Source organism: Micromonospora sp. NPDC023966, assembly GCF_040639095.1.
In the GTDB taxonomy this organism is placed as follows: Bacteria; Actinomycetota; Actinomycetes; order Mycobacteriales; family Micromonosporaceae; genus Micromonospora.
Genome location: NZ_JBEZZJ010000008.1, coordinates 17,800 through 42,809 on the forward strand (window position 1 = coordinate 17,800; position 25,010 = coordinate 42,809).

The 25,010-nt window shown below is 74.3% G+C and carries 26 protein-coding genes; 18 read left to right on the forward strand and 8 right to left on the reverse strand.

Annotation, left to right across the window (positions count from 1 at the left end; all coding sequences use genetic code 11):
- Positions 1–41: 41 nt before the first annotated feature.
- The 5 genes from ctaD to AB0F68_RS13660 form a co-directional block, all read right to left on the reverse strand.
- Positions 42–2,045, reverse strand: coding sequence for a cytochrome c oxidase subunit I (ctaD, locus tag AB0F68_RS13640; RefSeq protein WP_357336537.1), 2,004 nt, complete (start codon positions 2,043–2,045; stop codon positions 42–44).
- A gap of 86 nt (positions 2,046–2,131) precedes the next feature.
- Entirely contained in the window at positions 2,132–2,863 is a 732-nt protein-coding gene (locus AB0F68_RS13645) for an ATP-binding protein (RefSeq protein ID WP_357336540.1), read from the reverse strand.
- 93 nt (positions 2,864–2,956) lie between these two features.
- Entirely contained in the window at positions 2,957–3,421 is a 465-nt protein-coding gene (locus tag AB0F68_RS13650; protein ID WP_357336542.1) for a DUF4383 domain-containing protein, read from the reverse strand.
- Between the two features lie 112 nt (positions 3,422–3,533).
- Positions 3,534–4,688 (reverse strand): glycosyltransferase, encoded by a 1,155-nt coding sequence (locus tag AB0F68_RS13655; protein ID WP_357336544.1) that lies wholly within the window; start codon positions 4,686–4,688, stop codon positions 3,534–3,536.
- A gap of 25 nt (positions 4,689–4,713) precedes the next feature.
- On the reverse strand, positions 4,714–5,694 hold the full coding sequence (locus AB0F68_RS13660) for a glucosyl-3-phosphoglycerate synthase (protein WP_357336987.1): 981 nt from the start codon (positions 5,692–5,694) through the stop codon (positions 4,714–4,716).
- A 249-nt stretch (positions 5,695–5,943) separates the two neighbouring features.
- Here AB0F68_RS13660 and AB0F68_RS13665 point away from each other — a divergent pair, with 249 nt between their 5' ends.
- From AB0F68_RS13665 to AB0F68_RS13695, 7 genes are all read left to right on the forward strand, one after another.
- Positions 5,944–6,984, forward strand: a complete 1,041-nt coding sequence (locus tag AB0F68_RS13665; RefSeq protein WP_357336546.1) for a Gfo/Idh/MocA family oxidoreductase — start codon at positions 5,944–5,946, stop codon at positions 6,982–6,984.
- Positions 6,977–8,065, forward strand: coding sequence for a zinc-binding dehydrogenase (locus AB0F68_RS13670; RefSeq protein WP_357336549.1), 1,089 nt, complete (start codon positions 6,977–6,979; stop codon positions 8,063–8,065). Before AB0F68_RS13665 ends, AB0F68_RS13670 begins: the two co-directional genes overlap by 8 nt.
- A gap of 30 nt (positions 8,066–8,095) precedes the next feature.
- Positions 8,096–9,844: an ABC transporter ATP-binding protein gene (locus AB0F68_RS13675; RefSeq protein WP_357336551.1), complete on the forward strand. Its 1,749-nt coding sequence runs from the start codon at positions 8,096–8,098 to the stop codon at positions 9,842–9,844.
- A 108-nt stretch (positions 9,845–9,952) separates the two neighbouring features.
- Entirely contained in the window at positions 9,953–12,247 is a 2,295-nt protein-coding gene (gene secA2 / locus AB0F68_RS13680) for an accessory Sec system translocase SecA2 (protein ID WP_357336553.1), read from the forward strand.
- Between the two features lie 189 nt (positions 12,248–12,436).
- A complete protein-coding gene (locus AB0F68_RS13685; protein ID WP_357336556.1) occupies positions 12,437–13,177 on the forward strand; it encodes a GAF and ANTAR domain-containing protein in 741 nt (246 codons plus the stop codon).
- A gap of 76 nt (positions 13,178–13,253) precedes the next feature.
- Positions 13,254–13,757: a DUF2231 domain-containing protein gene (locus AB0F68_RS13690; protein ID WP_357336558.1), complete on the forward strand. Its 504-nt coding sequence runs from the start codon at positions 13,254–13,256 to the stop codon at positions 13,755–13,757.
- Positions 13,758–13,800: 43 nt separating this feature from the next.
- Positions 13,801–14,559 (forward strand): class I SAM-dependent methyltransferase, encoded by a 759-nt coding sequence (locus AB0F68_RS13695; RefSeq protein ID WP_357336560.1) that lies wholly within the window; start codon positions 13,801–13,803, stop codon positions 14,557–14,559.
- Between the two features lie 11 nt (positions 14,560–14,570).
- Here the strand turns inward: AB0F68_RS13695 and AB0F68_RS13700 are convergent, their stop codons facing one another.
- Positions 14,571–15,518, reverse strand: a complete 948-nt coding sequence (locus tag AB0F68_RS13700; RefSeq protein WP_357336562.1) for a DUF3500 domain-containing protein — start codon at positions 15,516–15,518, stop codon at positions 14,571–14,573.
- Between the two features lie 67 nt (positions 15,519–15,585).
- Between AB0F68_RS13700 and AB0F68_RS13705 the strand changes: the two genes are divergently transcribed.
- The 9 genes from AB0F68_RS13705 to AB0F68_RS13745 all read left to right on the forward strand — a co-directional run bounded on the left by AB0F68_RS13705 (position 15,586) and on the right by AB0F68_RS13745 (position 21,641).
- Entirely contained in the window at positions 15,586–15,963 is a 378-nt protein-coding gene (locus tag AB0F68_RS13705) for a signal peptidase I (RefSeq protein ID WP_357336565.1), read from the forward strand.
- A 116-nt stretch (positions 15,964–16,079) separates the two neighbouring features.
- Positions 16,080–16,532: a cysteine dioxygenase family protein gene (locus AB0F68_RS13710; protein ID WP_357336568.1), complete on the forward strand. Its 453-nt coding sequence runs from the start codon at positions 16,080–16,082 to the stop codon at positions 16,530–16,532.
- A gap of 50 nt (positions 16,533–16,582) precedes the next feature.
- Complete coding sequence (locus AB0F68_RS13715) at positions 16,583–17,074, forward strand: rhodanese-like domain-containing protein (protein WP_357336570.1); 492 nt, start codon at positions 16,583–16,585, stop codon at positions 17,072–17,074.
- A gap of 139 nt (positions 17,075–17,213) precedes the next feature.
- Positions 17,214–17,708: a winged helix-turn-helix domain-containing protein gene (locus tag AB0F68_RS13720; protein WP_357336989.1), complete on the forward strand. Its 495-nt coding sequence runs from the start codon at positions 17,214–17,216 to the stop codon at positions 17,706–17,708.
- Positions 17,709–18,009: 301 nt separating this feature from the next.
- A complete protein-coding gene (locus AB0F68_RS13725) occupies positions 18,010–18,618 on the forward strand; it encodes a winged helix-turn-helix domain-containing protein (protein WP_357336572.1) in 609 nt (202 codons plus the stop codon).
- Between the two features lie 105 nt (positions 18,619–18,723).
- Entirely contained in the window at positions 18,724–19,353 is a 630-nt protein-coding gene (locus tag AB0F68_RS13730) for a uridine kinase (RefSeq protein WP_357336574.1), read from the forward strand.
- 244 nt (positions 19,354–19,597) lie between these two features.
- Positions 19,598–19,996 carry a TraR/DksA C4-type zinc finger protein gene (locus AB0F68_RS13735; RefSeq protein WP_357336577.1) on the forward strand — a complete coding sequence of 133 codons (399 nt, stop codon included), beginning with the start codon at positions 19,598–19,600 and terminating at the stop codon, positions 19,994–19,996.
- A 47-nt stretch (positions 19,997–20,043) separates the two neighbouring features.
- Entirely contained in the window at positions 20,044–20,916 is an 873-nt protein-coding gene (locus AB0F68_RS13740) for a DUF72 domain-containing protein (RefSeq protein WP_357336579.1), read from the forward strand.
- 296 nt (positions 20,917–21,212) lie between these two features.
- On the forward strand, positions 21,213–21,641 hold the full coding sequence (locus AB0F68_RS13745; RefSeq protein ID WP_357336581.1) for a DUF2267 domain-containing protein: 429 nt from the start codon (positions 21,213–21,215) through the stop codon (positions 21,639–21,641).
- Here the strand turns inward: AB0F68_RS13745 and AB0F68_RS13750 are convergent.
- Both AB0F68_RS13750 and AB0F68_RS13755 read right to left on the reverse strand, forming a co-directional pair.
- Positions 21,626–22,435, reverse strand: coding sequence for a DUF72 domain-containing protein (locus AB0F68_RS13750; protein ID WP_357336583.1), 810 nt, complete (start codon positions 22,433–22,435; stop codon positions 21,626–21,628). The two genes, AB0F68_RS13745 and AB0F68_RS13750, sit on opposite strands and share 16 nt — an antisense overlap.
- A gap of 9 nt (positions 22,436–22,444) precedes the next feature.
- Complete coding sequence (locus AB0F68_RS13755; RefSeq protein WP_357336585.1) at positions 22,445–23,188, reverse strand: PIG-L deacetylase family protein; 744 nt, start codon at positions 23,186–23,188, stop codon at positions 22,445–22,447.
- A gap of 252 nt (positions 23,189–23,440) precedes the next feature.
- Here AB0F68_RS13755 and AB0F68_RS13760 point away from each other — a divergent pair, with 252 nt between their 5' ends.
- The gene (locus tag AB0F68_RS13760; protein ID WP_357336588.1) at positions 23,441–23,728 is read left to right on the forward strand and encodes a hypothetical protein; all 288 of its coding nucleotides are present in this window, start codon (positions 23,441–23,443) and stop codon (positions 23,726–23,728) included.
- 9 nt (positions 23,729–23,737) lie between these two features.
- Positions 23,738–25,009 (forward strand): cupin domain-containing protein, encoded by a 1,272-nt coding sequence (locus AB0F68_RS13765; protein WP_357336993.1) that lies wholly within the window; start codon positions 23,738–23,740, stop codon positions 25,007–25,009.
- The last annotated feature ends 1 nt before the right edge of the window (position 25,010 follow it).

Below are 25,010 nucleotides of genomic sequence, written 5' to 3' on the forward strand. Positions count from 1 at the left end.
GCGCCCGACGGCGCCGGCCCTCCTTGGATGGGTGGTCCTGCTCAGTTCTCCTCGGTGTCCCCGGGCCCGCGGGGGTGCTCCCAGCGGGGGTGGGACGGCTTGCTGCGCTGCGGGCCCAGCTGGGTTTCCTCCGGCTCGTCGGTCTCGTCGAAGCTGGGCCGGCGCACCTCCTCCGGCTCCGGCACGTCGATCGGCCGGGCGCCGGACTGCGGTGCGGGCTGGTACTCGACGGCCTCGCGTGCGCCGTGCGCGCCCTCGGCGGCCGGCGACTCCGGGACGTGCCGCTCGTGGTGCAGCTCCTCCATGAAGTGCTGCGGGGGTTTGGTGGTGCGCTGCGGCAGGTCGCGGCCCAGGTCGGAAACCAGCGGGCCGTACTTCAGGTCGAAGGCGGGCCGCTCGGAGCGGATCCGCGGCATCCGGTCGAAGTTGCGCAGCGGCGGCGGGCAGGTGGTGGCCCACTCCAGGGAGTTGCCGTAGCCCCACGGGTCGTCGACGGTCACCATGGCGCCGTACCGCCAGGACTTCCAGGCGTTGTAGATGAAGAACAGGGTGGACGCGCCGAGGATGAACGACCCGATGGTGGAGACCTCGTTCAGCACCGTGAAGCCGTCTCCGGGCAGGTAGTCGGCGTACCGGCGGGGCATGCCCTCGGCGCCCAGCCAGTGCTGCACCAGGAACGTCATGTGGAAGCCGGTGAACATCGTCCAAAAGTGGATCTTGCCCAGTCGCTCGTCGAGCAGCCGCCCGGTCATCTTCGGGAACCAGAAGTAGACGCCGCCGAAGGCCGCGAACACGATGGTGCCGAAGAGCACGTAGTGGAAGTGCGCCACCACGAAGTACGTGTCGGAGACGTGGAAGTCGGCCGGCGGGCTGGCCAGCAGCACGCCGGTCAGGCCACCGAACAGGAAGGTCACCAGGAAGCCGACCGCGAAGAGCATCGGCGTCTCGAAGGTGATCTGGCCCTTCCACATGGTGCCGATCCAGTTGAAGAACTTCACCCCGGTGGGCACCGCAATGAGATAACTCAGGATGCTGAAGAACGGCAGCAGCACTTGCCCGGTGACGAACATGTGGTGCGCCCAGACGGTCATCGACAGCACGGTGATCGAGATCGTGGCGAGCACCAGACCGGTGTAGCCGAAGATCGGCTTCCGGGAGAAGACCGGGATGATCTCGGTGATGATGCCGAAGAACGGCAGCGCCACGATGTAGACCTCGGGGTGGCCGAAGAACCAGAACAGGTGCTGCCAGAGCATCGGCCCGCCGGTCGTGGCGTCGAAGACGTGCGAGTGCAGGATCCGGTCCGAGCCCAGCGCCAGGAGCGCGGCGGCGAGCAGCGGGAACACGAAGATCACCAGGAGGCTGGTGAGCAGCAGGTTCCAGGTGAAGATCGGCATCCGGAACATCGTCATGCCCGGCGCGCGCAGGGTGATGATGGTCGTGATCATGTTGACCGCGCCGAGGATGGTGCCCAGGCCGGAGACCACGAGGCCGACCACCCACAGGTTCCCGCCGACTCCCGGGCTGTGCTGCCCCGTGCTCAACGGCGTGTACGCGAACCAGCCGAAGTCGGCCGCGCCCCCCGGGGTGGCGAAGCTGCCCAGCACCATCGACCCGCCGAACAGGTACAGCCAGTAGGCCAGGGCGTTGAGCCGGGGGAACGAGACGTCGGGTGCGCCGATCTGGAGCGGGACGATGTAGTTGCCGAAGGCGAAGACCAGTGGCGTGGCGAACAGCAGCAGCATGATCGTGCCGTGCATGGTGAACAGTTGGTTGTACTGCTCGGGGGAGACGATCTGCATTCCCGGCCGGCCCAGCTCCGCGCGGATCACCAGCGCCAGCACGCCGCCGATCAGGAAGAACAGGAACGAGGTGAGCAGGTACAGCAGGCCGATGAGCTTCGCGTCGGTCGTGCGCAGCAGCCGCCAGAGGGTGTCGCCCTTCGTCGCCTCCCGGACCGGGCCGGGATAACCGCCGAACCGGGCCGGTGCGAGGATCGCCGGCCCCCGGTCTCGGGCCGGCTCCGTGACTACCCGCTTGCGCATGGCTTCTCACCCCGTGTGACGGCAGACAGGACGGGCACGCGTACCCGGCCCACTACCATCAAACCAGGCGAGAGCGGAGAATTCGGTCAGTTCGCTGGCAGCATGGCCCAGACCACCTTGCCCGCGCCCGCCGGGGCGCTGCCCCAACGCTGGGCCAGCTCGCGGACCAGCATGAGCCCCCGCCCGCCCTCGGCTCGCAGGTCGCGGTCGATCACCACCCGCGCCTCGGCCGGGCTGCCGTCCATGACCGCCACCCGTAGATAGGGGCGGCGCAGGGTCAGTGTCACCTGCATCGGGGTGCCGGCGTGCCGGACCACGTTGCCGACCAGTTCGCTGAGGACCAGCGAGGCGGGGCCGGCCAGTTCCGGGATGTTCCACCCGGCGCACGCTTCGGTGACCAGCTCGCGGGCCCGCCGGCAGGCCCCGGCCACCGGCTCCAGCCGGGCCCGCAGCCGCGGGGCGGCCACCGCGCCGGCCAGCGCCGTCGCCTCCGCGCAGTCGCGGCGGACCGGCACCACCCGGCAGGCGGTGGTCTCGGTGAGCCAGGCCGCCGTCTCCGGCGGCGGGGCGGACAGCACCATCGGGACGGCCGGCCAGTCCGCGGCCCGGCGGGCCGCGGCGGCGAAGACGGAGAGGGCGAGCGGATCCGTGACGTCCAGCCTCTCCAGGTCGACCACGAGGGCGTCCGGCTGCGCGGCCAGGCAACGGTCCAGCACCGTGTGCACCGAGCGCATCGTGCCCAGGTCGAGCGCGCCGGCCAGCCGAACGACGGTGACCGGCGACTCGTCGCGGACCTCGCACCTGATCCGGGTCGACATCCCAGGCCCTCGTTTCCGTCTCGTCGGGGGAACCTGGGACGTACCCATGGCCGGGGCGGGTGAAACCGGACATCCGGCCCGGGTGGCGCCCGGTCAGCGGCGACTGCTGGCCCGGGTGGTGAGCAGCCCGAGGGCGATCATGCCCACGCCGAGGAGGAAGTGCAGCCAGTCGTCCGCGCCGTTGAGCGGGAAGAAGTTCGCACCGCTGTCGTGGTCGACCACCACGCCGTAGAGCCAGAGCACGAGGTAGATCGCGCCGCCGCCGATCAGGAACGTCCGGGCTCCGGAGATCGTCCGGGCCAGCAGCAGGCCGGCGACGCCGAACAGCAGGTGCACGATGTTGTGCAGCACCGAGACCTGGAACAGCCCGAGCAGCTTCGCGTCGGAGTCGTGCCCGGCGAACTTCATGTCGCCGAAGTGGGTGGTGATGCCGGGGATGAAGCCCAGCACGCCGATCACCAGGAAGAGCACGCCGACGGTCGCCGCGGCCCGGCGTACCGGCGCCCGGCCGTCCGCCGGGTTGCGTCGCCCACGCGCGTGCGCCATCGAGTTCGTCATGCCGGCCTCCTAGCTGACAGGGACCGCGCGGCTTTCCCCGGGACACCGGGGGGCAAACGCACGCGTCGAGCCCGACCGTCCGGGGACGGTCCGGGCCGGGGACGGTACGGCCTCAGGCGAGCTGCAACGGCGGGGCGGCGAGCCGGCGGACCCCCTCGTACAGCTCCACGTACCGCCGGGCCATCAGCTCCGGGGTGAACCGTGCGGCCGCCTCGCGCCGGCACTCGTCGTCATCGAGCAGCCCGGCGGCCAGCACCAGGTCGCCCAGCTCCTCCTCGTGGGTGGTGAGCAGCCCGGTCCGGCCGTGCTCGATCAGCTCCGGCAGGCACCCGCGGGCCGTGGCCACCACCGGCGTGCCGAGCGCCAGCGACTCGACCACCGCGGTGCCGCCGGGCTCCTCCCAGCGCAGCGGGAACAGCGAGGCCCGCGCCCCGGCCACCAGGTCGTCACGCTCCTGCCCGGCGACGGTGCCGACCCAGCGCACCAGGTCGCCGTCGACATGGGGAGCCACCTCGTCGTAGAAGAACCGCACGTCCGGGTTCTGCCGGGCCTCGTCACCGGCCGCGGCCAGATCCTCGGGCCGGTGGTACGGGCCGACCGGGCCGGCCAGCACCAGCGGGAAGCCGACCTTCCGGGCCAGCCGGACGCCCAGGTCCTGCCCCTTGCCCGGGTTGATCCGGCCCAGGATGACCACGTGCTCGCCCTTCTCCGCCGTCGGCCGGCGGTCCGCGTCGACGGCGAGCGGGGTGGACAGGTGCACGTGGCCGACCGAGTGCTGCTGGAGGGCCCGCGGCGCCCGGGCGAGCTGTGCGGCGGAGACGCCGTTGACCCGCACCCGGTCGCCGCCGTCCAGGTTGCCGTAGAGCTCCGGGTGCTTGGCCAGGTCCCAGTGCAGGGTGTGCAGCGCCGGCGGGCCGTCCGGGCCCATCGCGGCCAGGGTGGCCAGGCCGACCGCCTCCACGTGGTCGTGCACCAGGTCGATGTCGTCGCGGCTGTGCAGGGCGCGGACCACGCCGTTCAGGTGCGCCTGGGACACCCCGCAGACCTGGTTGTACGGCCGTTGCAGGGCGTGGAACTGCCCGTCCGGAAAGACCGCGATCTTCTCGTCCACCGGCAGCGTGCTGCTCTCCACCGAGGCGAGCACCACCCGCACGCCGAGCTTGCGCAGCTCCGGCACCAGCGTGGCGACCACGTTCTCGATCCCGCCGTAGCCGGGCGGCGGCACGGACAACCAGGGACCCGCGTTCATCAGGACGGTGAGAGTCATGCGCGGTCCCTTTCGTCGGCGGTGCTCATGCCGCGACCCGGCGCCGCGGCACCCGGTGTCGCAGTTCCGCCAGCGGCGGCCGTTCCTCGATCGAGACGTCGCTGACCACGATCTCGCGGTCCAGGTTCGGCAGCGCCTCCGAGCCACCCCGCCGGAACTGGGTCAGCAGCGCGGTCGGTTCCAGCCCCGACGCCGCCCAGCCGCGCCGCTGAAGGCGGGACCAGGCGGTCAGCATGATCTGCGCCGACATCCGGCCCAGCGCGGCGGTGTCCTGGTGGCGGTGCTTGCGCTCGCCCAGGTCCACCTGGGCCAGCGCGTCCAGCCCGACCAGCTCCAGCAGGTCGATGAGCATGGCCGTCTCCACGCCGTACCCGGAGACGAAGGGCACCTGCTCCAGCACCTCCCGGCGGCCGGCGTACTCGCCGGCGAGCGGCTGCACGAAGCCGGCCAGCTCGGGCCAGAACAGGTTGAGCAGTGGCCGGGCCATCAGCTCGGTCACCCGGCCCCCGCCGTCGGCCTCCACGCTGGTCGCCCCGACCAGCGGCCGGTGGTAGAAGCCCTTCACGAACTCGACCGACGGGTCGGTGAGCAGTGGCCCGAGCAGCCCGGTGACGAAGTGCGGCCGGAACTCCCGCAGGTCGGCGTCGACGAACGCGACCACGTCGCCCTCCGCCGCCGCGAGCCCGGCCCAGAGCGCGTCCCCCTTGCCGGTGAGCCGGGGCAGCCCGCGCGTCATCGCGTCCTGGCTGACCACCTCGGCGCCGGCGGCCCGGGCCACCTGCGCGGTCCGGTCGGTGGACCGGGAGTCCACCACGATCAGCTCGTCCACCAGCGGCACCCGGTCCATCAGGTGCTGCCGGATCGTCGACACGATCGCGCCGACGGTCGCCTCCTCGTTGCGCGCCGGCAGCACCACGCTGACCCGGCTCCCGCCCTTGGCCCGCAGCAGGCGCCGTGCCGGCCAGTCGTCGGCCGAGGTGGTGCGGTACGTGGCCCACGCCTCCACCACAGGTGAGACGATCGAATCTGTATCCCGCACGGGCACACCCCCAGGTTGTGGCGGAACCACGGGCTTCTGGTTTTCCCAGTTCCCTGCCCGTGCTAACCGGATCATGCCTAACAGCTTGATCACGCCCCGGCCACCGGCGGGTTCCCACGCGGTGAACGTCTGATTGCGCGTCCGTCCGCGTTTGACCACGCGGCCGCCCGGGGAGTGCTTTTCGCAGTCTGTCGTAGCGGTGAGAGGGTCGAGAAGATGCGCACGTGCCGGGTTGGACTGGTCGGAGCCGGCGGGGTGGCGCAGCGCCATGCCCGGGTGTTGACGGGCTTCGAGGACGTGGAACTGCTCGGGGTGACCGACGTCGCCCCCGACGCGGCGGAGGCGCTCGCCGGCGCGCACGGCGCCCGGACCTACCGCGACGTGGACGACCTGCTCGCCGCCGGCCCGGACGCGGTGTACGTCTGCGTGCCGCCGTTCGCGCACGGCCCGGTCGAGGAGGCGGTGATCGCCGCCGGGGTGCCGATGTTCGTGGAGAAGCCGGTGGCGGTGGACCTGGAGACCGCCGAGCGGGTCGCCGCGCTGGTCGAACGGCGCGGCCTGCTCACCGCCGTCGGCCATCACTGGCGCTACCTGCACGTGGTGGATGAGGCCCGGCAACTGCTCGCCGGCCGTCCGGTGCGGATGGTCAACGGGGCCTGGCTGGACAAGGTGCCGCCGGTCGCCTGGTGGGCCCGGCAGGACCGCTCCGGCGGGCCGGTCGTCGAACAGGCGGCGCACGTGCTGGACCTGGTCCGGCTGCTGGTCGGCGAGGCGACCGAGGTGACCGCGTACGGCGACGGCAGCCCGCCGCCGGTGGAGGGCGCGGACATCGACTCGGTCACCGCCGCCACCCTGCGCTTCGCCTCCGGCGCGGTCGGCACCCTCGCCGCGGCCTGCGTGCTCGGCTGGAAGCACCGGGCCGGCCTGGAGATCCTCGCCGACGGGCTGGCCCTCTCGCTGGCCGAGGACGGCCTGAGCGTCTGCGACGCCGACGGCGAGCGGCACCTGCCCGCCGACCCGGACGGCGCCCGGGTGGCCGTCGACCGGGCCTTCGTCGACGCGGTCCGCGGGGTCGGCGACGACGTCCGGGTCCCGTACGCCGAGGCGCTGCGCACCCAGCGGCTCGCCCTCGCGGTGGCCGAGTCGGCGCGTACCGGGCGGGCGGTGGCGCTGCCCACCGGGCCCGCGGCGCGGCTCACCGCCGCGGTCGCCGACGCGACGCCGGCCGAGCCGACGGGGGTGACCGTCGATGCGTGACCGGGTGGTGGTGGTCAGCGGACCCGGCCGGGTCGAGCTGGTCGAGCAGGACGCGGCCGAGCTGCGCGAGGGCACCTTCCGGGTGGAGACCCTCTACAGCGGGGTCTCCGCCGGCACCGAGCTGAGCTACGTCAAGGGCACGAACCCCTACCTGCACGTCACCTGGAACGCCGGCCTCGGGTTGTTCCAGCCCGGCGAGGCCAGCACGCCGTACCCGGTCACCCGGCTGGGCTACATGCAGGTCGGCCGGGTGGTGGAGAGCCACACGCCGGCGGTAGCCGTGGGCACGGTCGGCGCGATGACGTACGGCCACCGCAGCGGATACGTCGCCGACCCGGTCGCCGAGCGGTTCGTGCCGCTGCCCGACGACCTGGACCCGCTGCTCGGCGTCTACGTCGCGCACATGGGTCCGATCTGCGCCAACGGGCTGCTGCACGCCGCCGCCGACCTGTGCGGCACCGACGTCCGCTCGCTCGGCGACGGGGTGCGCGGCCGGCGGGTGGCGGTGGTCGGCAGCGGGGTGGTCGCGCTGCTCACCGCGCTGTTCGCCCGGCGGCACGGCGCCGCCTCCGTGGTGGTCCTCGACCCCACCCCGGCCCGCCGCGAGGTGGCCGAGGCGCTCGGCCTGGAGACCCTCGACCCGGCGGCGGACGACCCGGCCGTGGTGCTCAAGACCCGCTGGAACCACGCCGCCGGTGACCGGGGCGCGGACGTGGTCTTCCAGTGCCGGGGCCAGGACTGGGCGCTCCACCTCGCGCTGCGCCTGCTGCGCCCGCAGGGCACCGTGATCGACCTGGCGTTCTACCAGGCCGGCGCGGACGCGGTCCGGCTCGGCGAGGAGTTCCACCACAACGGGCTGTCGCTGCGCTGCGCCCAGATCGGCCGGGTGCCGCGCGGTCTGGCCCAGACCTGGGACCGGGAGCGCCTCTCCGCGGAGACCATCGAGCTGCTGCGCCAGTACGGCGACCTGATCCGCAAGCACCTCGTCTCCGCGGTGGTGCCGTTGGAGGAGGCGCCGGCGCTGCTCACCGACCTGGCCGAGCGGCGCCGGTCCGAGCTGCAGGTGGTGCTCACCGGCTGAGCCCTGGGCGGGCCCGGTTACGGTGCTGCCATGACCACCGAAGCCGGCCGCCCGCCCGGGCTCGCCGCTCTGCTGCCGTACCTGCGCGCCCACCGCGGCACCCTCGTGGCGGTGGGCGCGCTGTCGCTCGTCGGCGCCGCGGCAGCGTTGGCCCAGCCCCTGCTCACCCGGAGCGTGCTGGACCGGATCACCGCCGGCCGCCCGGTGGTCACCCTGGTCGCCGCCCTGGTGGCCCTCGTGGTGGCCGGCGCGCTGCTCGGCGGGCTCCGCGACTACCTGCTCCAGCGCACCGCCGAGGGGCTGGTGCTGGGCACCCGGCGTCGGCTCGCCGGGCACCTGCTGCGGCTGCCGATCGCCGAGTACGACCGGCGCCGCACCGGCGACCTGCTCTCCCGGGTCGGTGCGGACACCACCCTGCTGCGGGCGGTGGTCACCTCCGGCCTCTTCGAGACCGTCACCGGGGCGGTCATGGTGCTCGGGGCCGGCACCGCCATGCTCCTGCTGGACCCGCTGCTGTTCGGGGTGACCCTGGCCGCCGTCGCGGTCGGCCTCGGCTTCGCCCTCACCGTCGCCCGGCGGGTCCGCGGGCTGGCCCGCCGGGCTCAGGAACGGGTCGGCGAAATGACCTCCGCCGTCGAGCGGGCCATCTCCGCAGCCCGGACCATCCGGGCCAGCCGGGCCGAGCGGCGGGAGGCGGCCACGGTGGTGGAGAGCGCGACCGAGGCGTACGCGGCCGGGCTGCGGGTGGCCCGGGCCCAGGCCGTGGTGGGTCCGGCCGGCACGGTCACCGTCCAGGGCGCCTTCCTGCTGGTGCTGGCCGTGGGCGGGGCGCGGGTGGCGTCCGGGGCGATCGGCGTCGGCGACCTGGTCGCCTTCGTGATGTTCCTGTTCTTCCTGGTGCTGCCGCTGGGGCAGGCGGTGCACGCGTACACCCAGCTGCAGACCGGGCTCGGCGCGCTGGCCCGGATCGAGGAGATCCTCGCCGTGCCGGCGGAGGGGGCGGACGAGCGGCCGGCCCCGGCGACCGCCCTGCCACGCGCGACCGGGCCGGCAACGGTCGAGTTCGACCGGGTCGGCTTCGGCTATCCGGGCGGCCCGCCGGTGCTGCACGACGTGAGCTTCACCGTGCCGGCCGGGACCCGCACCGCCCTGGTCGGCCCCTCGGGCGCCGGCAAGTCCACGCTGCTCGCGCTGGTGGAGCGCTTCTACGAGGTGACCGGGGGCGCCCTGCGCCTGGACGGGGTGGACGTGCGCGACCTGCCCCGGGACGCGCTGCGGGCCCGGCTGGGCTACGTCGAGCAGGAGGCGCCGGTGCTCGCCGGCACGCTCCGGGACAACCTGCTGATCACCGCACCGGACGCCGCCGAGGACCGGCTGCGCGCCGTGCTCGACGAGGTCAACCTCGGGCACCTGGCCGAACGGACGGCGGACGGGCTGGACGTGCAGGTCGGCGAGGGCGGTGTGCTGCTCTCCGGCGGGGAGCGGCAACGGCTGGCCATCGCCCGGGCGCTGCTGGCCGGGCCGCCGGTGCTGCTGCTCGACGAGCCGACCAGCAACCTCGACGCCCGCAACGAGGCCGCGCTGCGCCGGGCCATCGACGCCGTCGCGGTGCGCCGCACCCTGCTGATCGTGGCGCACCGCCTCTCCACGGTGGTGGACGCCGACCAGATCGTCGTGCTGGACGCCGGCCGGGTGGTCGCCGTCGGCACCCACGACGAGCTGACCTCGACCAGCCCGCTCTACCGCGAGCTGGCCACCCACCAGCTCCTCGTCGGATGATCCCGGAAACGCCCTGACCTGCGTAAACAGTCCGAATTACGGACACGGCCCGGCGCCCGCGCCGGGCGGGGGTCACAATCGGCTCCGGTTCGCGTACCGTTGCCGCTCATGGGTGTGTCGCAACGTCTGAAGAGCAGGTTCCGGCGGTTCCTCGAGCGCCCGGGGACGACGGTCGACCTGGCCCCGCTGGAGAAGCTGCTGCCGGCGATCGAGGCCCGCGAGGCGGAGCTGGAGAAGCTCTCCGACGCGGAGCTGACCGAGGCCGCCGGGCAGGCCACGGGCTACGAGGAGATCTGCGCGGTCGGCCGCGAGGCGGCCCGCCGGGGCCTCGACCAGCGGCCGTACGACGTCCAGCTGCTCGGCGCCATGGCGCTGCTCTCCGGCAAGGTCGCCGAGATGGCCACCGGTGAGGGCAAGACGCTCACCGCGACCATCGCCGCGTACGGGCACGTCCGGATGGGCAACGGCCCGGTCCACGTGCTCACCGTCAACGACTACCTGGCCCGCCGCGACGCCGAGTGGATGGGCCCGGTCTACACCCTGCTCGGGCTCACCGTCGGATGGGTCAACGAGGCGTCCACCCCCGCGGAGCGGCGCGCCGCCTACGCCTGCGACGTCACCTACGTGGCGGTCAGCGAGGCCGGCTTCGACTTCCTCCGCGACCAGCTCGTCACCGACCTCGACGACCGCGTCCAGCCGCCGCTGAAGACCGCGATCGTCGACGAGGCCGACTCCATCCTCATCGACGAGGCCCGGGTGCCGATGGTGCTCGCCGGCGCGGTCCCCGGCGAGCAGGACCCGGTGCACGCCGCCGCCGCGCTGGTCCGCGGCCTGCGCAAGGGCCGGCACTACACGATCGCCGAGGACGGCCGCAGCGTCGCCTTCACCTCGGTCGGCCTGGCCACCGTCGAGGCCAAGCTCGGCGGCATCGACCTCTACGACGAGGAGCACGTCACGCAGCTCTCCGCGGTCAACGTGGCGCTGCACGCGCACGCCCTGCTGCACCGCGACGTGGACTACATCGTCCGCGACAAGTCGGTCGAGCTGATCGACGAGATGCGCGGCCGGGTGGCCCAGCGCCGCCGCTGGCCGGACGGGCTCCAGGCGGCGGTCGAGGCCAAGGAGGGCCTGGACGCCACCGCCGAGGGCGAGGTGCTCGGCACCATCACCGTGCAGGCGTTCATCGCGCTCTACCCGAAGGTCTGCGGGATGACCGCCACCGCGGTCCTCGTCGGCGACCAGCTCCGCGAGTTCTTCGGCCTCGAGGTGGCGGTGATCCCCCCGAACACCCCGTGCATCCGGGAGGACGAGCCGGACCGGATCTACGCCACCCGGGCCGAGAAGGAGGAGGCGCTGATCGACGAGATCAAGCGCTGCCACGAGGCCGGCCGTCCGGTGCTGGTCGGCACCCTCGACGTCAAGGAGTCCGAGGGCCTCGCCGCCGGCCTGCACGCCGCCGGGGTGCCCTGCGTGGTCCTCAACGCCAAGAACGACGACGAGGAGGCGGCGATCATCGCCGAGGCCGGCGCGTACGGCGCGGTGACCGTCTCCACCCAGATGGCCGGCCGGGGCGTCGACATCCGGCTCGGCGGCAGCGACCAGGCCGACCGGGAGCGGGTCGCCGAGCTGGGCGGCCTCTACGTGATCGGCAGCGGCCGGCACGACAGCCGCCGGGTCGACGACCAGCTCCGCGGCCGGGCAGGCCGCCAGGGCGACCCGGGTGGCTCGGTCTTCCTCGTCAGCCTCGAGGACGACCTGGTCGTCCGGCACGCCGGTGACACCGTCCCGCCGTCGCCGCGGATGAACGCCGACGGCCTGGTCACCGACCCGCAGGTCGACTACGCGGTGGAGCACGCCCAGCGGGTCGCCGAGGGCGTCAACCACGAGATCCACCGCAACACCTGGCGCTACAGCGTGGTGATCGAACAGCAGCGCAAGGCGCTCGCCGAGCGGCGGGAGCGGCTGCTGACCAGCGACATCGCGGCGCTGATGCTGCTGGAGCGGGTGCCGGAGAAGGCCGGCGAGATGGACGAGGACCTGCTCGCCGAGGTGGCCCGGTCGATCGCGCTCTATCACCTGGACCGGCTCTGGGCCGAGCACCTGGCCGAGTTGTCCGAGGTGCGCGAGGGCGTGCACCTGCGGGCCCTGGGCCGGCTCGACCCGCTGGACGAGTTCCACCGCAGCGCGGTGCCGGCGTTCAACGCGCTGGTCCCCGAGATCGAGACGCGGACCATCGCCACCTTCGAGGAGACCGAGTTCGACGAGGGGTGGGAGCCCGACGCCGCAAAACTCGTTCGGCCGACCGCCACCTGGACGTACCTGGTGCACGACAACCCGTTCGGCTCCGAGCTGGACCGGCTGATCGCCTCGGTGGGGCGGCGGCTCATCTCCGGCTCCCGCTGACCGTCCGCAAAGGGGTCCCTTCCGGCGCTCACCGCGCCGGAAGGGACCCCTTTGCGCGGTTTCGTTCCTGGTTTGGGAGGGTAGTAGGGCGGGGCTTCGAGTCAGGGAGAGAGCGAACATGGGACAGGCAACGGCGCCGGACGGGGACACCGCGTGCACGGACGCGGAGGTAGCGGAGGCCGTGGTCCGGTGAACCTCGACATGCGGGAGCCCATGATCGACACGCTCGGGGTGCTGGAGACCGCCGCGCTGCTGCGCGAGCTGACCGCCGGCCTGATCGCGGTCGCCGACTTCGACGAGGCGCTGGACCGGCTGGTCCGGATCGCCCGGGACGCCGTACCCGGGGTGGACTGCTGCGGCTTCACCGCGCTGCGCGCCGGCGAGCCCGCCGGGGTGGCCGCCTCCGACCCCGGGCGGGCGGAGCTGGACGACCTGCGGCACGGCCCGGACACGCCCGCCATGACCGCGATCCGGCGGCGCGAGATGATCACCGCGGCCGACCTGGCGGGGGAGTCGCGCTGGCCGACCTGGGCGGAGCGCGCCCGCGGGCTCGGCGTGCACGGAGTGATCGCCGCGCCGGTGGACGTGGACGAGCAGCTGATCGGCGCGATCAACCTCTACGCCAAGTCACCCGGCGCGCTCACCCCCCGGCACCAGCTCACCGCCATGCTCCTCGCCGAGCACGCCGGGCTGCTGCTGGCGGCCACCCGGGACCGCGAGCGGCAGGCCGCCCGGGCCGGCCAGCTCGACACCGCATCGCTGGCGGAGGGCGTCGTCGGGCAGGCCGTCGGCGTGATCATGACGCAGCGCGGCTGTCCCGCCCCGGAGGCGCTGGACGTGCTCCGCAGCGCCGCTTCCTCGTTGGACATACCGCTGCGCGCGGTGGCCGAGCGGCTCGTACTCACCGTCTCCCGGCCGCGGGACAACTGAGCGACATTCGTTTCGCCCCGGTGGGCCTCGGGTAGCACCCTGAACTGGTGAGCTGCACCGACCTGGGGAGGAACCGATGGAGAGCCGCCTGCGCGTGCAGGGACACCCGATCCAACCGATGCTGGTGACGTTCCCGTTCGGACTCTTCGTCAGCGCCGCGGTCTTCGACCTGGCCGACGTCGCCGGCGGTCCGGACTTCCTGGGCGAGGTGGGCTACTGGACGGCGGTCGCCGCACTGATCGCGGCCGCGCTCACCACGGTCGCCGGGATGGTCGACCTGTGGGACGTGCGGGCCGACCGGACCCGCCGGACCGCGATCACGTTCAACCTGGTCAACGCCGCGATGGCGGCGCTGTTCCTGCTCACCTGCCTGATGCGGGCGCAGGCGCCGCAGCGCGGCGCGACCGGCGTCGAGGTGGTCACCGAACTGCTCGCGCTGGCCGTGGGCGCGGTGGGGGTGCGGCTGGGCGCCCGCCTGATGCGCCAGTTCGACCGGCGCCGGGCCGCCGAGCCGACCGGCTTCGAGACGCTCCGGGACATCCCCGGCGCCACCGTGGAGATCATCCGCCCGAAGGCCTGAAAACGCCTTGCCGCCGGCCGGCCCCGACGGCCAGGCTCTGCCGGTGAACAGCGGACAGGGCGCGAACGAGCTGATCGCCGAGGGCGCGGCGGCGCCGGTCGAGGGCTGGGACTTCTCCTGGCTCGCCGGGCGGGCCACCGAGGAACGCCCGCCCTGGGGATACGCCCGCCTCGTCGGCGCCCGGATGGCCACGGCCGGCGCCGCACTCGACATCGACACCGGCGGGGGAGAGGTGCTGGCCGAGGTTCCCGTCCCGCCTCCACTGCTGGTCGCCACCGAGGCGTGGCCGCCGAACGTGCCGGTCGCCCGGCGGACGCTGGGCCGGATCGGGGCCGCCGTGGTCCAGGTGGCCGACCGGCCGCCGCTGCCGTTCCGCGACGCCTCGTTCGACCTGGTGGTCAGCCGGCACCCGGTGGACACCTGGTGGGACGAGATCGCCCGGGTGTTGCGCCCCGGTGGCAGCTACCTGTCCCAGCAGATCGGCGCCGGCACCGTCCGTGAGCTGAGCGAGGCCATCCTCGGGCCGCTGCCACCGCCGGCCAGCCGCCACCCGGAGCAGGCGGTCGCCGCCGCCGAGGCCGCCGGGCTGACCGTGGTGGACGTGCGCACGGCCACCCTGCGCACCGTGTTCCACGACGTCGGCGCGGTGGTCTGGTTCCTGCGCAAGGTGGTCTGGACCGTGCCCGGCTTCACCGTCGACCGCTACCGCGCCGAGCTGCGCCGCCTGCACGTGCGCATCCGCGCCGAGGGCCCGTTCGTGGCGCACGCCCGGCGCTTCCTCATCGAGGCCCGCCGCCACTGACCCGGCCCGCGTCAGTGCGCGGCGGCGTGATGGGCGGCCAGCACGTCACCCCCGAAGTCGCTGGCCGGGCGGCGGAGCACGGTGTGCGCGTGGTTGCCGTCCTCGGTGGTGTTGTCGTACTCGATCAGCAGGTCGTCGCCCTGGATCCGGTAGTAGTGCCGCTGCCCCGGCCCGACCGGGCCGGCCCAGGCGAAGTGCAGCTCGCCGCCGGTCAGCCGGCCCGCCTCCCGGGCCGCCAGCTCCGGCGGGAGCCGGTCCAGGTAGAGCGCGACGAGCTGGTCGAGCAGCGCACGGCCGGTCGGCGTGAGCCGGTCCCGGGGTACGCCGAGCGGGTCGAGCCGGCCCGGCGCGGTGGGCCGGGTGGCGCTGATGATGTCGGCCGGCGCCTCGTCGGCGACGATCGCGGCGGCCCGGCCCGCCGGTCCGAGCGCGTCGAGCAGCTCGCGGGCCAGGTCCTCCTCGGGCCCGAGCGGCCGGGAGACCGGCCGACCGGCGTGCCGGACGGTCGCCGGGTTGGCGCCGAGGAAGATCGGGGCGGGGGAGACCTGGTCGTCGACCACGGTCATGCTGACCGACAGGTGATGCCCCTCGAACCGCCACGCCCACCGGTCGTCGCGGGCCGGGTCGCCGAAAACCGCCACCCAGTAGTCGCCGCTGTGCCGGCCGCGTCGCCAGCCCTCCGCCCGGTCGAGCACCTCCTCCAGCGCCACCACCGCCATGGCCTGGGCGTACGCGGCGGGGCTGAGCGCGGTGGCGAGCAGCCGGTGGGCGGCCTTGCGGGCGGTGCCGGTCAGGTCGGCGAGGCTGACGCCGGGGCGAGGGCGGGGCCGGTACTCCAGCCACCGGCGCGCCGGTTCGTCGTCGAAGCCGTGCCGGGCCCGCTGCCGGGCCGGCTCGTCGAGCGCCGCCAGCAGCGCGCCGGCCGCCGTGCGCATCTGCTCGGGTACGGGATCCTCCACCGCCCCTGTATACCGTCCCGCCGCCCGTCGGGGGTGGTAGCTTGCCGAGCCGGCAGGGGAGGCGTGGATGGACGATCGGGTGTACGTCGGCAACGCGGCGGTGGACGGGGCGACCGACGCGGGCTGGCTGCTGGGCCACTTCAAGCCGCTGGGCGACGTCCGGCACAGCACCGAGGTCGAGGTGAAGTGGGGCGTGCACCCGGCCGGGGAGACCCGCTCGCGATGGGCCACCGGCGAGCGGCGCACCGCCCTGCTGGTGCTGATCAGCGGCGCGTTCCGGATCGAGCTGCCGGACCGGACCGTGGTGCTGCGCGCCCCCGGCGACTACGTGGTCTGGGGCCGGGGTGTGGACCACTCCTGGTACGCCGAGCGCGAGTCGGTGGTGCTCACCGTGCGCTGGCCCTCGGTCCCCGGCTACCGGGTGGGCCCGCCCTTACTGCGCTGACCTCCCGAGGGGCGGCCCCGGTCGTCCCAGCATTCAAAATTACCTACTAAACCTATAGGGTTTGAAGCCTATAGTGAAGGGCACGCACGCTTCCGTACCGTGAGGATGCCCCGCCGATGACCAGCTCCGAGCCCTCCGACCTGCTCGACGTCGCCGACCGCTGGGCCGACCCGGCCCGCTGGCCGGTGCCGCTGCGCTTCGACCGCGCCGAGCGGTGGTACGCGCGGCTCGCCGCCGACGCCGAGCACGAGGTGTGGGCGCTGAGCTGGCTGCCCGGGCAGGGCACCGACCTGCACGACCACGGCGGCTCCTCGGGGGCCTTCCTGGTCGTCGCCGGCGCCCTCACCGAGGAGACCGTCAGCGGCGGCCGGCTGCGCCCACATCGGCTCGCCGCCGGCGCCGGCCGGCGCTTCGGCCCCCGACACGTGCACGTGGTCACCAACCGCGGTGACCAGCCGGCGGTCAGCGTGCACGTCTACCGGCCCGCGTTGCGCCGGATGACCCGCTACCGCCTCGCCGCCGGGCGGCTCCTGGTCGCCGAGGTGGCCGAGGCCGGGATCGCCTGGTGAACCGGCCCGCACTCCCGTGCCCGACCCCCGCCACACGGAAGGACGCCACGATGGCGCAGACCCCCACCCGCACCGGGAGCTGTCCGGTCCCGCCACCCGGCTCGCGCGGCATCGACGAGACCCTCGCCGCCGCCCGCGCCCGGCTGCGCCGGCTCGACCCCGAGCAGGCCCACCTGGCGGTCCGGGGCGGGGCGCTGCTGGTCGACATCCGGCCGGCCGGCCAGCGCGCCGCGCACGGCACCGTGCCGGGCGCCCTCGCCGTCGAGCGCAACGTCCTGGAGTGGCGCTTCGACCCGCGCTGCCCGACCCGGCTGCCCCAGGCCGTCGACTACGACGTGCCGGTCATCGTCCTCTGCCAGGAGGGCTACACCTCGTCGCTGGCCGCCGCCGCCCTCCAGGACCTCGGCCTGCACCGGGCCACCGACGTGGCCGGCGGCTTCGCCGCCTGGCGCATCGCCGGCCTGCCCACCCTCGGCCCCATCCCACCGCTCCGACCCTCGTCCGCCGCGCCCCCGGTCACCGCCGGCCGGGCGCTCCGCTGACCGCCCCGCCGCACCCGGTGGGGCGGGGCGACCGCTCGCACAGGAGGCCCCCATGTCCGTCGTCGCCATCTCCTCCCGTCCGGCCCGGCCGGGCCGTCCCGAGCGGGCGGCGCCGCCCCGGCCGCGTACCGCCCCGACCCTGACCATCACCCTCGACCTGGGCGCCGGCGCGCTGACGCCCGGCCTGGCCCGGCTGGTCGACCTGCTGGACGAACTCGCCACGTCCGGCGAGGGCGTGCTCCGGCCCGCCGAGCACCAGGCCGCCGGCGCGGTGCACGACCTGCGCCGCGCCGACGCGCCGCCGGAGCCGCCCGCCGAGGCCGAGGAGCCCGGCGCGGTACGCATCCTGACCGGCACCCGCCGGGTCCGGCACGACGGCGCCGAGGTGACCCTCACCCGGATCGAGTACGACCTGCTGCTCTTCCTCACCGAAAATCCCCGGCGGGTGTTCACACGGCGGCAACTGCTCGCCAACGTCTGGGGCTACGAGCACGCGGTGGCCCGCACCGTGGACGTCCACGTACGCCGGCTGCGGGCCAAGCTGGGCGTCGACACACCGCTGGTGACCACCGTCTACGGCATCGGCTACCGGCTCGCCGACGAGGCCCGGATCGTGGTGGACCGCAAGCGCTGAGGCCCGCCGGCCGGTGCGCGGCGTACCCGGATCCCGGGTGCGCCGCGTTCACGTTTCCGGGCCACCCGGCCGGGCACCGGCCATTGTGAACCGGTCAGGGACCCCCCGTAACGGGTCAACTCGCCGCTCTGCTGTAATCAACGGGCCTCGTACGGAGAGCGAGCAACCGGCTCCGATGTGTTCGTCAATTGTCACATTCATGCAACGCAGCCGCCCCTTGACCCCCGCACAGGCGCCGGGAAGCATCGATGAAGCGGCGTCCCGGGCCGTGGGGAGATACCCGGACCAGCCAAGGAGGACCATGTCGGTCAGCCCCGCCTCGTCGCGCGCCGGATGGCATACGTCCCAACCCGCGGTTCCGGGTCGTCCCCCCGGCGGCCAGCGGCGTCCCGCCAACACCTCGGCGCCGATGCTCACGGTGACGTTGAACATCCCGCTGGCCTGTGAGGAGTCGCTCACCCCGGCCGCCCGCCGGCTGCTCGACGCCGCCCGTGAGCTGCTCGAACGCGGCGACGCGGTGATCAGCACCGGCACCGCCCCGGTCGAGCGCCGCCCCGATCCGGTGCCGGCCGGCCGCTCCCCGGGGCGTCCGCTCGCGCCGACCATCCCGACCCTGCACATCCTGGCCGCGTCCCGGTCCGTGCTGCGCGACGGAGAGCCGCTGCCGCTGACCCGGCTGGAGTTCGACCTGCTGCTGCATCTCGTCGCCCACCCCCGCCGGGTGTTCACCCGGTTGCAACTTCTCAATGCCGTCTGGGGGTACGAGCACGCCGGCGTCCGCACCGTCGACGTGCACGTGCGCCGGCTGCGCGGCAAGGTCGGGGTGGACGTCCCGCTGGTCACCACCGTCTACGGCGTCGGCTACCGGCTCGCCGACGACGCCCGGGTCACCATCGACCGCACCGGCTGACGCCACCGGGTCCGGCCACCACGTGCCGATCCTCCTCCGGACGGAGCCCCGACCGCCCGGCAGATCGCGTGGTGAGCCGTCCCGCCCGCCGGGCAGGATGGTCGGATGCGCGTCCGCCCCATCACGCCCGAGCTTCTCGTCACCGAGCTGACCGACCGGCTCGCCGGCGCCGCCGTGCCCGGCCGGCTGCGGGTGGCCGTGGACGGGCCGCCGGCCGCCGAGCCGGACGCCCTCGCCGCCGCCCTGGTCGAGCCGCTGCGTGCCGCCGGCCGCCCGGTGCTGCACGTCCGGGCCGCCGACTTCCTCCGGCCGGCGTCGATCCGCCTGGAGCACGGCCGGACCAACCCGGACGCCTACTACGAGGGCTGGGTCGACGAGGCCGGCCTGCGCCGGGAGGTGCTGGACCCGGCCGGCCCGGACGGCTCGGGGCGGCTGCTCCCGTCCCTCTGGGACGCCGCCGCCGACCGGGCCAGCCGCGCCCCGTACGTCGACCTGCCGCCCGGCGGGGTGGTCCTGGTCAGTGGCGCGCTGCTGCTCGGCGGCGGCCTGCCGTTCGACGTCGCCGTCCACCTGGTGCTCTCCCCGGCAGCCCTGCACCGGCGGACCGACCCGGAGCTGCGCTGGACCCTGCCCGCCTTCGCCCGGTACGCCGACGAGGTCGACCCGGCCTCCTTCGCCGACGTGGTGGTCCGCGCCGACGACCCCCGGCACCCCGCCCTGGTCGAGGTCGGCTGACTCCGGACGAACAGCGCGTTCCGGACGACCGGCGCCGGGCCGGCCCGGACGGGGACGGTCCGGCGGCGCAACAGCGCACGAACGGCGACGAAGAACGCGGAAGTCCCCGGTTTGACCCGCGCAGCGGGCGGGTAATCGCCCGGCTCACAGAGCACGGGTGATCTCGTCCGTGCATCCATCGGACCACGTTCCGGGGCGCTCGCCGCCCCGGACCGGTATGAGGCCCCAGGAAAGGCAGGCAGCGATGCTCGTCCACGACACGACAGCCACGGGCCGCTCCCAGGCGGAGGTCGACCAGATCCGGCAGTCCCTGAAGTCGCGGTACGACGAGCTGACCGCGGAGTACGAGCAGGCCGTGCTGCAGAGCCAGGTGCTCCGGCTGGTCGAGGTCGGCGACACCGCCGGCGACGACCAGGCCGACAGCGGCACCAAGACCGCCGAGCGGGACACCGCCCAGTCCCTGCTGCGCACCATCCTGGACCGGCGCGCCCAGTTCGAGCACGCGCTCACCCGGCTCGACGAGGGCACCTACGGCTTCTGCGAGGGCTGCTCCGCGCCGATCCCGGTGGAGCGGCTGGAGATCTTCCCGTCCGCCACCTCCTGCGTGTCCTGCAAGCAGACCCGCGAGCGGCGGGCGGCCTGAGCGAGGCCCGGGTTGCCGGTCGGTCCCGGTAGCGGTGGACTCGCCAGATGGGTGACATCAAGGTGGGCACCGCCTCCTGGACCGACCGGACCCTGCTCGACTCCGGCTGGTACCCGGCCGGCGCCGACACACCGGAGAAGCGGCTGTCCTACTACGCCCGGCAGTTCCCGCTGGTCGAGGTGGACGCCACCTACTACTCGCCGCCGGCCGAGCGGACCGCGCAGCTCTGGGTGGAGCGCACCCCACCCGGCTTCACCTTCAACGTCAAGGCGTTCAGCCTGCTGACCGGACACCCGACCCGGGTGTCCGCGCTCTACAAGGACCTGCGCCCCGAGACGGAGAAGAAGAACCTCTACCCGGACGACCTGCCGCCGCAGGCGTACGAGGAGGTCTGGACCCGCTTCCTGTCCGCCCTCGACCCGCTGGTCGAGGCCGGCAAGCTGGGCGCCATCCTGTTCCAGTTCCCGCCGTGGTTCACCATCCGGCGGGACAACAAGCAGTACCTGCTGGAGGTGGCCCGGCGGCGCGAACCGCTGCGGCCGGTCTTCGAGTTCCGGCACGCCTCCTGGTTCGACGGCGACAACGCCGAGGAGACGCTGGGTTTCCTGCGGCAGCATGAACTGCCGTTCGTCTGCGTGGACATGCCGCAGGGGCACAAGTCGTCCGTGCCCCCGGTGCTGGCGGCCACCGCGGACCTCGCGGTGGTCCGCTTCCACGGGCACAGCGACAAATGGACCAGCAAGGACATCCACGAAAAGTTCGGCTACGACTACTCCGACCGGGAGCTGCGTGACTGGGCGCCGAAGCTGCGCGAACTGGCCGGTGAGGCCGAGCGGAACCACGTGCTGATGAACAACTGCTACCGCGACTACGCGCAGCGCAACGCGACCACCCTGGCGGGTCTGCTCGACGCCGGCTGACGGTTCACCCGCCCGGGGTGAGGCCGCCTCACCCGATGCCTGAGCAGCATGGACGGTGTGCGCGGTCCGTCGACCGACACGACCGCGCGCCCGAGGAGGAGGTGGGGTCATGACGGTGCGGGTCGTAGCGGATCGACGCCGCGGCGGGGTGCTGCACGTGGTCGGCAGGTCCGACCTGCCCCGGCGGGGCGAGCGGCCCGGTCGGTTCAGCCCGACCCGGCTCTGGCGGGGGCCCAGTGGGCCGCCGGGACGCACCGACGACCGACGTTGGGAAACCGATGCACGGGGGTGGGCAGATGGCTGAGCAGCTGATTTCCGCGTTCGAGTCCTCGCTGGACAAGACGAACGTGATCCTCAAGGAGATCGAGTCGGCGTACGGCTGGCCGAAGGAGCAGCGCAACCAGTCCTACGCGGCGCTGCGCACGGTGCTGCACCTGTTGCGGGACCGGATGCCGGTGCAGGAGAGCACCGAGTTCGCCCAACAGTTGCCGGTGCTGCTGCGGGGCATCTACTTCGACGGCTGGCAGCCGGAGAACGTGCCGATCAAGCTGAACCGCGACGACTTCCTCTACGAGGTCCGCCAGGGCTTCCCGTACGACGTGGAGGGCGGTCCGCAGCGGGTGGTGCAGGTGGTGCTCGACACCCTGCGCCGGCACGTGACGCAGGGCGAGTGGCAGGACGTGAAGTCCAACATGCCGCAGGACCTGGGTCAGCTGATTCCCTGACCGGAGCCGTCCCCGGCCCGCTCCGCCACTCCGGCGGGGCGGGCCGGCGGCGTCCGGGTGACCGGCAGCCCGGCCCGCCGGGCCAGCCCGGCGAAGGCCACCGCGTCCACGATCGCCGCCCCGCCCGGGTCGTTGTTGAAGTAGACGTACGCCGGCTCGCCGGCCGGGAAGGCGGTGGCCAGCCGGCGCACCCAGGTGGCCAGCGCGGCGCGACCGTAGCGGGGCCAGGGCCGGGCCCGGCCCTCGTGCAGCCGCAGGTAGCCGAAGTCGGTGGTGCGCCACAGCGGAGCGACCGGGCGGCTGAGCCGGTCCGCCCAGACCAGCGCCGCCCGGTGGCGCTCCAGGACACGCCGGGTGCCGTCGGTCCACCAGGACGGGTGCCGCGGCTCGACCGCCACCCGGACATCCGGCGGGAACAGCCGCAGCGTCGCGTCCAGGGCCGCCGGATCGGCCCGCATGGTGGGTGGAAGCTGCACCAGCACCGGGCCCAGCCGGTCGCCCAGCCCGGTGGCCCGGTCCAGAAAGCGGGCCACCGGCTCGGCCGGGTCCCGCAGCCGCTTGATGTGGGTGAGGTAGCGGCTCATCTTCACCGCCACGCAGAAGTCGTCCGGCGTGCGGTCCCGCCAGGCCACGAAGGTGTCCCGTTCAGGCAGCCGGTAGAAGGCGTTATTCACCTCGACCGTGGCGAACCGCGCCGCGAAGTGCTCCAGCCAGAGCCGCTGCGGCAGCTTCGCCGGGTAGAAGCGCTCCCGCCAGTCCCGGTACTGCCAGCCCGAGGTGCCCACCAGGATCATCGCGGCCGCCTAGGCGAGGTCGATCCGGAACACCTCGAAGGCGGCCCCGTAGCGGACGCCCAGCCGGGTGCCGGCCGGCCGGGCCAGCCCCTCGAGGAACTCCTCGGCGTCGAAATCGCCGTCGCCGAGCCCGCTCAGGTACGCCCCGTGTGCCCGCAGCGACGCCACCCCGCGGTCGAAGGTGGCGGTCACGTCCACCCCGTGCCGGGCCTGCGGGGAGCCGGCCGCCCACACCTCGCGGACCCGCGACCACGGCTGCACCCCTTCGGCGAGCTGCTCCGGGAAGATCCACCGGTTGCCGGCGTCGCGGACCGCGTCCAGGGTGGCGCGGCCGCAGGCGATGTGGTCGGCCTGGTTGAGCGCGTACGCGCCGTCCCAGGTGTCCCGGAAGTTGTTGGTGAGCACGATGTCCGGGCGGTGCCGGCGCACCACCGCGGCGATCTCGCGGCGCAGCGCCACCCCGTACTCCAGCAGCCCGTCGGGGAAGCCCAGGAACTCCACGGTGTCCACCCCGACCACGGCGGCGGAGGCCCGCTGCTCCTCCTCCCGCAGCACCCGGCTGCGCTCCGGCGGCATCCCGTCGATGCCCGCCTCGCCGCTGGTGAGCAGGCAGTAGACGACCTGCTTGCCCTGCCCGGTCCAGCGGGCCACCGCGGCGGCCGCGCCGAACTCCAGGTCGTCCGGGTGGGCCACCACGGCGAGCGCCCGCTGCCAGTCCTCGGCCAGCGGCGTCAACGGCTCCGGCTGCCCCACGGCCACCCCCTTCCCGCGTGATCCCTTCCCGCCATCCTGGCACCGGACGCGGCCGCCCGCCGCCCGGCGGGTCCGCGCCGACCGGGGCGCGACGGCGTGACCTGCCGCAACGGGTGACCTGTGCCGGGGGCCCGGCGAACCGTCCGTGCGGCCGGGCCCCGGCGTCTACGGTGTGGTTAGAGGAGATCGGGCGTGGGGTACCACCCGCTGCACACGGACCCCGACGACGGGGCGGCACACCGAGGGAGACCCATGGCACTCAACGACGACGACATGCAGACCACCAGCGGCGGCGGTGCCGAGGGTCCGGCCGACGGTGGCGCGACCCCCGGCCAGCAGGACGGTGGCGCCGACGGCGGTGCCGACCGCGGCGCGGAGCGCGGCGCCGACCAGGGTGCCGACCGCGGTGCGGAGGGCCCGGCCGACGGTGGCGCGACCCCGGGGCAGCACGACGGCGGCGCGGACGGCAGCGCCGAGGGTCCGGCCGACGGCGGCGCGACCCCCGGTCAGCGCGACGGCGGCGCCGACGGCAGCGCCTGACGGATGGCCATGACGCACCTCGACCCGCCGGGCGGCCGCAGCCGCCCGGCGGTTGCGTCTTCCGCGACCGAGGCCCTCGCGCGCTGCGTGGCCGTCGAGCCGGCCAAGTTCGCCGCCGACCACTGGGGGCGCAGCCCGCTGCTGTCCCGGGCGGCCGAGCTCCCCAACACGGCCGGCTTCACCGACCTGCTCAGCCCCGCCGACGCCGATGAGCTGCTCAGCCGGCGCGGCCTGCGTACCCCGTTCCTGCGGGTCGCCAAGGACGGCCAGCTGGTGCCGGCGGCGCGCTGGACCGGCGGCGGCGGCGCGGGCGCCGAGATCGACGACCAGGTCCTCGACGAGAAGATCCTGGCCCTGTACGCCGACGGCGCGACCCTGGTCCTCCAGGGCCTGCACCGGACCTGGCCGGCGCTGGTCGACTTCGCCCGCGACCTGGGCACCGCGCTGGCCCAGCCGCTGCAGGTCAACGCCTACCTGACGCCGGCCGGCAGCCAGGGTTTCGCCACCCACTACGACACCCACGACGTGTTCGTGCTCCAGGTCGACGGGCGCAAGCACTGGCGGATCCACCCGCCCGTGCTGCCCGACCCGCTCGAGAAGCAGCCCTGGGGCGGCCGGGCCGACGAGGTGGCCGCCACCGCCGAGGGCCGGCCCGCGCTGGACGTGGTGCTCGAACCCGGCGACGCGCTCTACCTGCCGCGCGGCTGGCTGCACAGCGCCCAGGCGCAGGAGTCCAGCTCGCTGCACCTGACCGTCGGCATCCGGGCGCTGACCCGGTACGCCCTGGTCGAGGAGCTGCTGGCCCTCGCCGCCGAGGACGCCCGGCTGCGGGCCGGGCTGCCGTTCGGCGTCGACGTGGCCGACCCGGACGCCATCGAGCCCGAGCTGACCGAGACCGTGGAGGCGCTGCGCGACTGGCTGCTGCGGGCCGACCCGGCCGCGGTGGCCGCGCGGCTGCGCGCCCGGGCCTGGCCCGCCGCCCGCCCGGCGCCGATCCGGCCTCTCGCCCAGGCCGCCGCCCTGGCCACCCTCGACGCGGACAGCCGGGTCGCGCCCCGGGCCGGCCTGCGCTGGCAGCTCACCCCGGCCGGGGACGGGAAGGTGGCGCTGCGCCTGTTCGACCGCACCGTGACTCTGCCCGGCACCTGCGAGCCGGCGCTGCGCGCGCTGCTCGCCGGCGAGGTCACCCGGGTCGGCGACCTACCGGGCCTGGACGACGACGCCGACCGCCTGGTCCTGGCCCGCCGCCTCCTCAAGGAAGCCGTCCTCACCCCGGCCTGAC

Coding starts and splice junctions, on each gene's coding strand:
- AB0F68_RS13650 (WP_357336542.1), bottom strand. CDS start 3,421: ATGACGAACTCGATGGCGCACGCGCGTGGGCGACGCAACCCGGCGGAC.
- AB0F68_RS13730 (WP_357336574.1), top strand. CDS start 18,724: ATGCGCGTCCGCCCCATCACGCCCGAGCTTCTCGTCACCGAGCTGACC.
- AB0F68_RS13715 (WP_357336570.1), top strand. CDS start 16,583: ATGGCGCAGACCCCCACCCGCACCGGGAGCTGTCCGGTCCCGCCACCC.
- AB0F68_RS13670 (WP_357336549.1), top strand. CDS start 6,977: ATGCGTGACCGGGTGGTGGTGGTCAGCGGACCCGGCCGGGTCGAGCTG.
- AB0F68_RS13740 (WP_357336579.1), top strand. CDS start 20,044: ATGGGTGACATCAAGGTGGGCACCGCCTCCTGGACCGACCGGACCCTG.
- AB0F68_RS13665 (WP_357336546.1), top strand. CDS start 5,944: ATGCGCACGTGCCGGGTTGGACTGGTCGGAGCCGGCGGGGTGGCGCAG.
- AB0F68_RS13760 (WP_357336588.1), top strand. CDS start 23,441: ATGGCACTCAACGACGACGACATGCAGACCACCAGCGGCGGCGGTGCC.
- AB0F68_RS13645 (WP_357336540.1), bottom strand. CDS start 2,863: ATGTCGACCCGGATCAGGTGCGAGGTCCGCGACGAGTCGCCGGTCACC.
- AB0F68_RS13725 (WP_357336572.1), top strand. CDS start 18,010: ATGTCGGTCAGCCCCGCCTCGTCGCGCGCCGGATGGCATACGTCCCAA.
- secA2 (WP_357336553.1), top strand. CDS start 9,953: ATGGGTGTGTCGCAACGTCTGAAGAGCAGGTTCCGGCGGTTCCTCGAG.
- AB0F68_RS13655 (WP_357336544.1), bottom strand. CDS start 4,688: ATGACTCTCACCGTCCTGATGAACGCGGGTCCCTGGTTGTCCGTGCCG.
- AB0F68_RS13710 (WP_357336568.1), top strand. CDS start 16,080: ATGACCAGCTCCGAGCCCTCCGACCTGCTCGACGTCGCCGACCGCTGG.
- AB0F68_RS13690 (WP_357336558.1), top strand. CDS start 13,254: ATGGAGAGCCGCCTGCGCGTGCAGGGACACCCGATCCAACCGATGCTG.
- AB0F68_RS13765 (WP_357336993.1), top strand. CDS start 23,738: ATGACGCACCTCGACCCGCCGGGCGGCCGCAGCCGCCCGGCGGTTGCG.
- ctaD (WP_357336537.1), bottom strand. CDS start 2,045: ATGCGCAAGCGGGTAGTCACGGAGCCGGCCCGAGACCGGGGGCCGGCG.
- AB0F68_RS13675 (WP_357336551.1), top strand. CDS start 8,096: ATGACCACCGAAGCCGGCCGCCCGCCCGGGCTCGCCGCTCTGCTGCCG.
- AB0F68_RS13705 (WP_357336565.1), top strand. CDS start 15,586: ATGGACGATCGGGTGTACGTCGGCAACGCGGCGGTGGACGGGGCGACC.
- AB0F68_RS13745 (WP_357336581.1), top strand. CDS start 21,213: ATGGCTGAGCAGCTGATTTCCGCGTTCGAGTCCTCGCTGGACAAGACG.
- AB0F68_RS13735 (WP_357336577.1), top strand. CDS start 19,598: ATGCTCGTCCACGACACGACAGCCACGGGCCGCTCCCAGGCGGAGGTC.
- AB0F68_RS13750 (WP_357336583.1), bottom strand. CDS start 22,435: ATGATCCTGGTGGGCACCTCGGGCTGGCAGTACCGGGACTGGCGGGAG.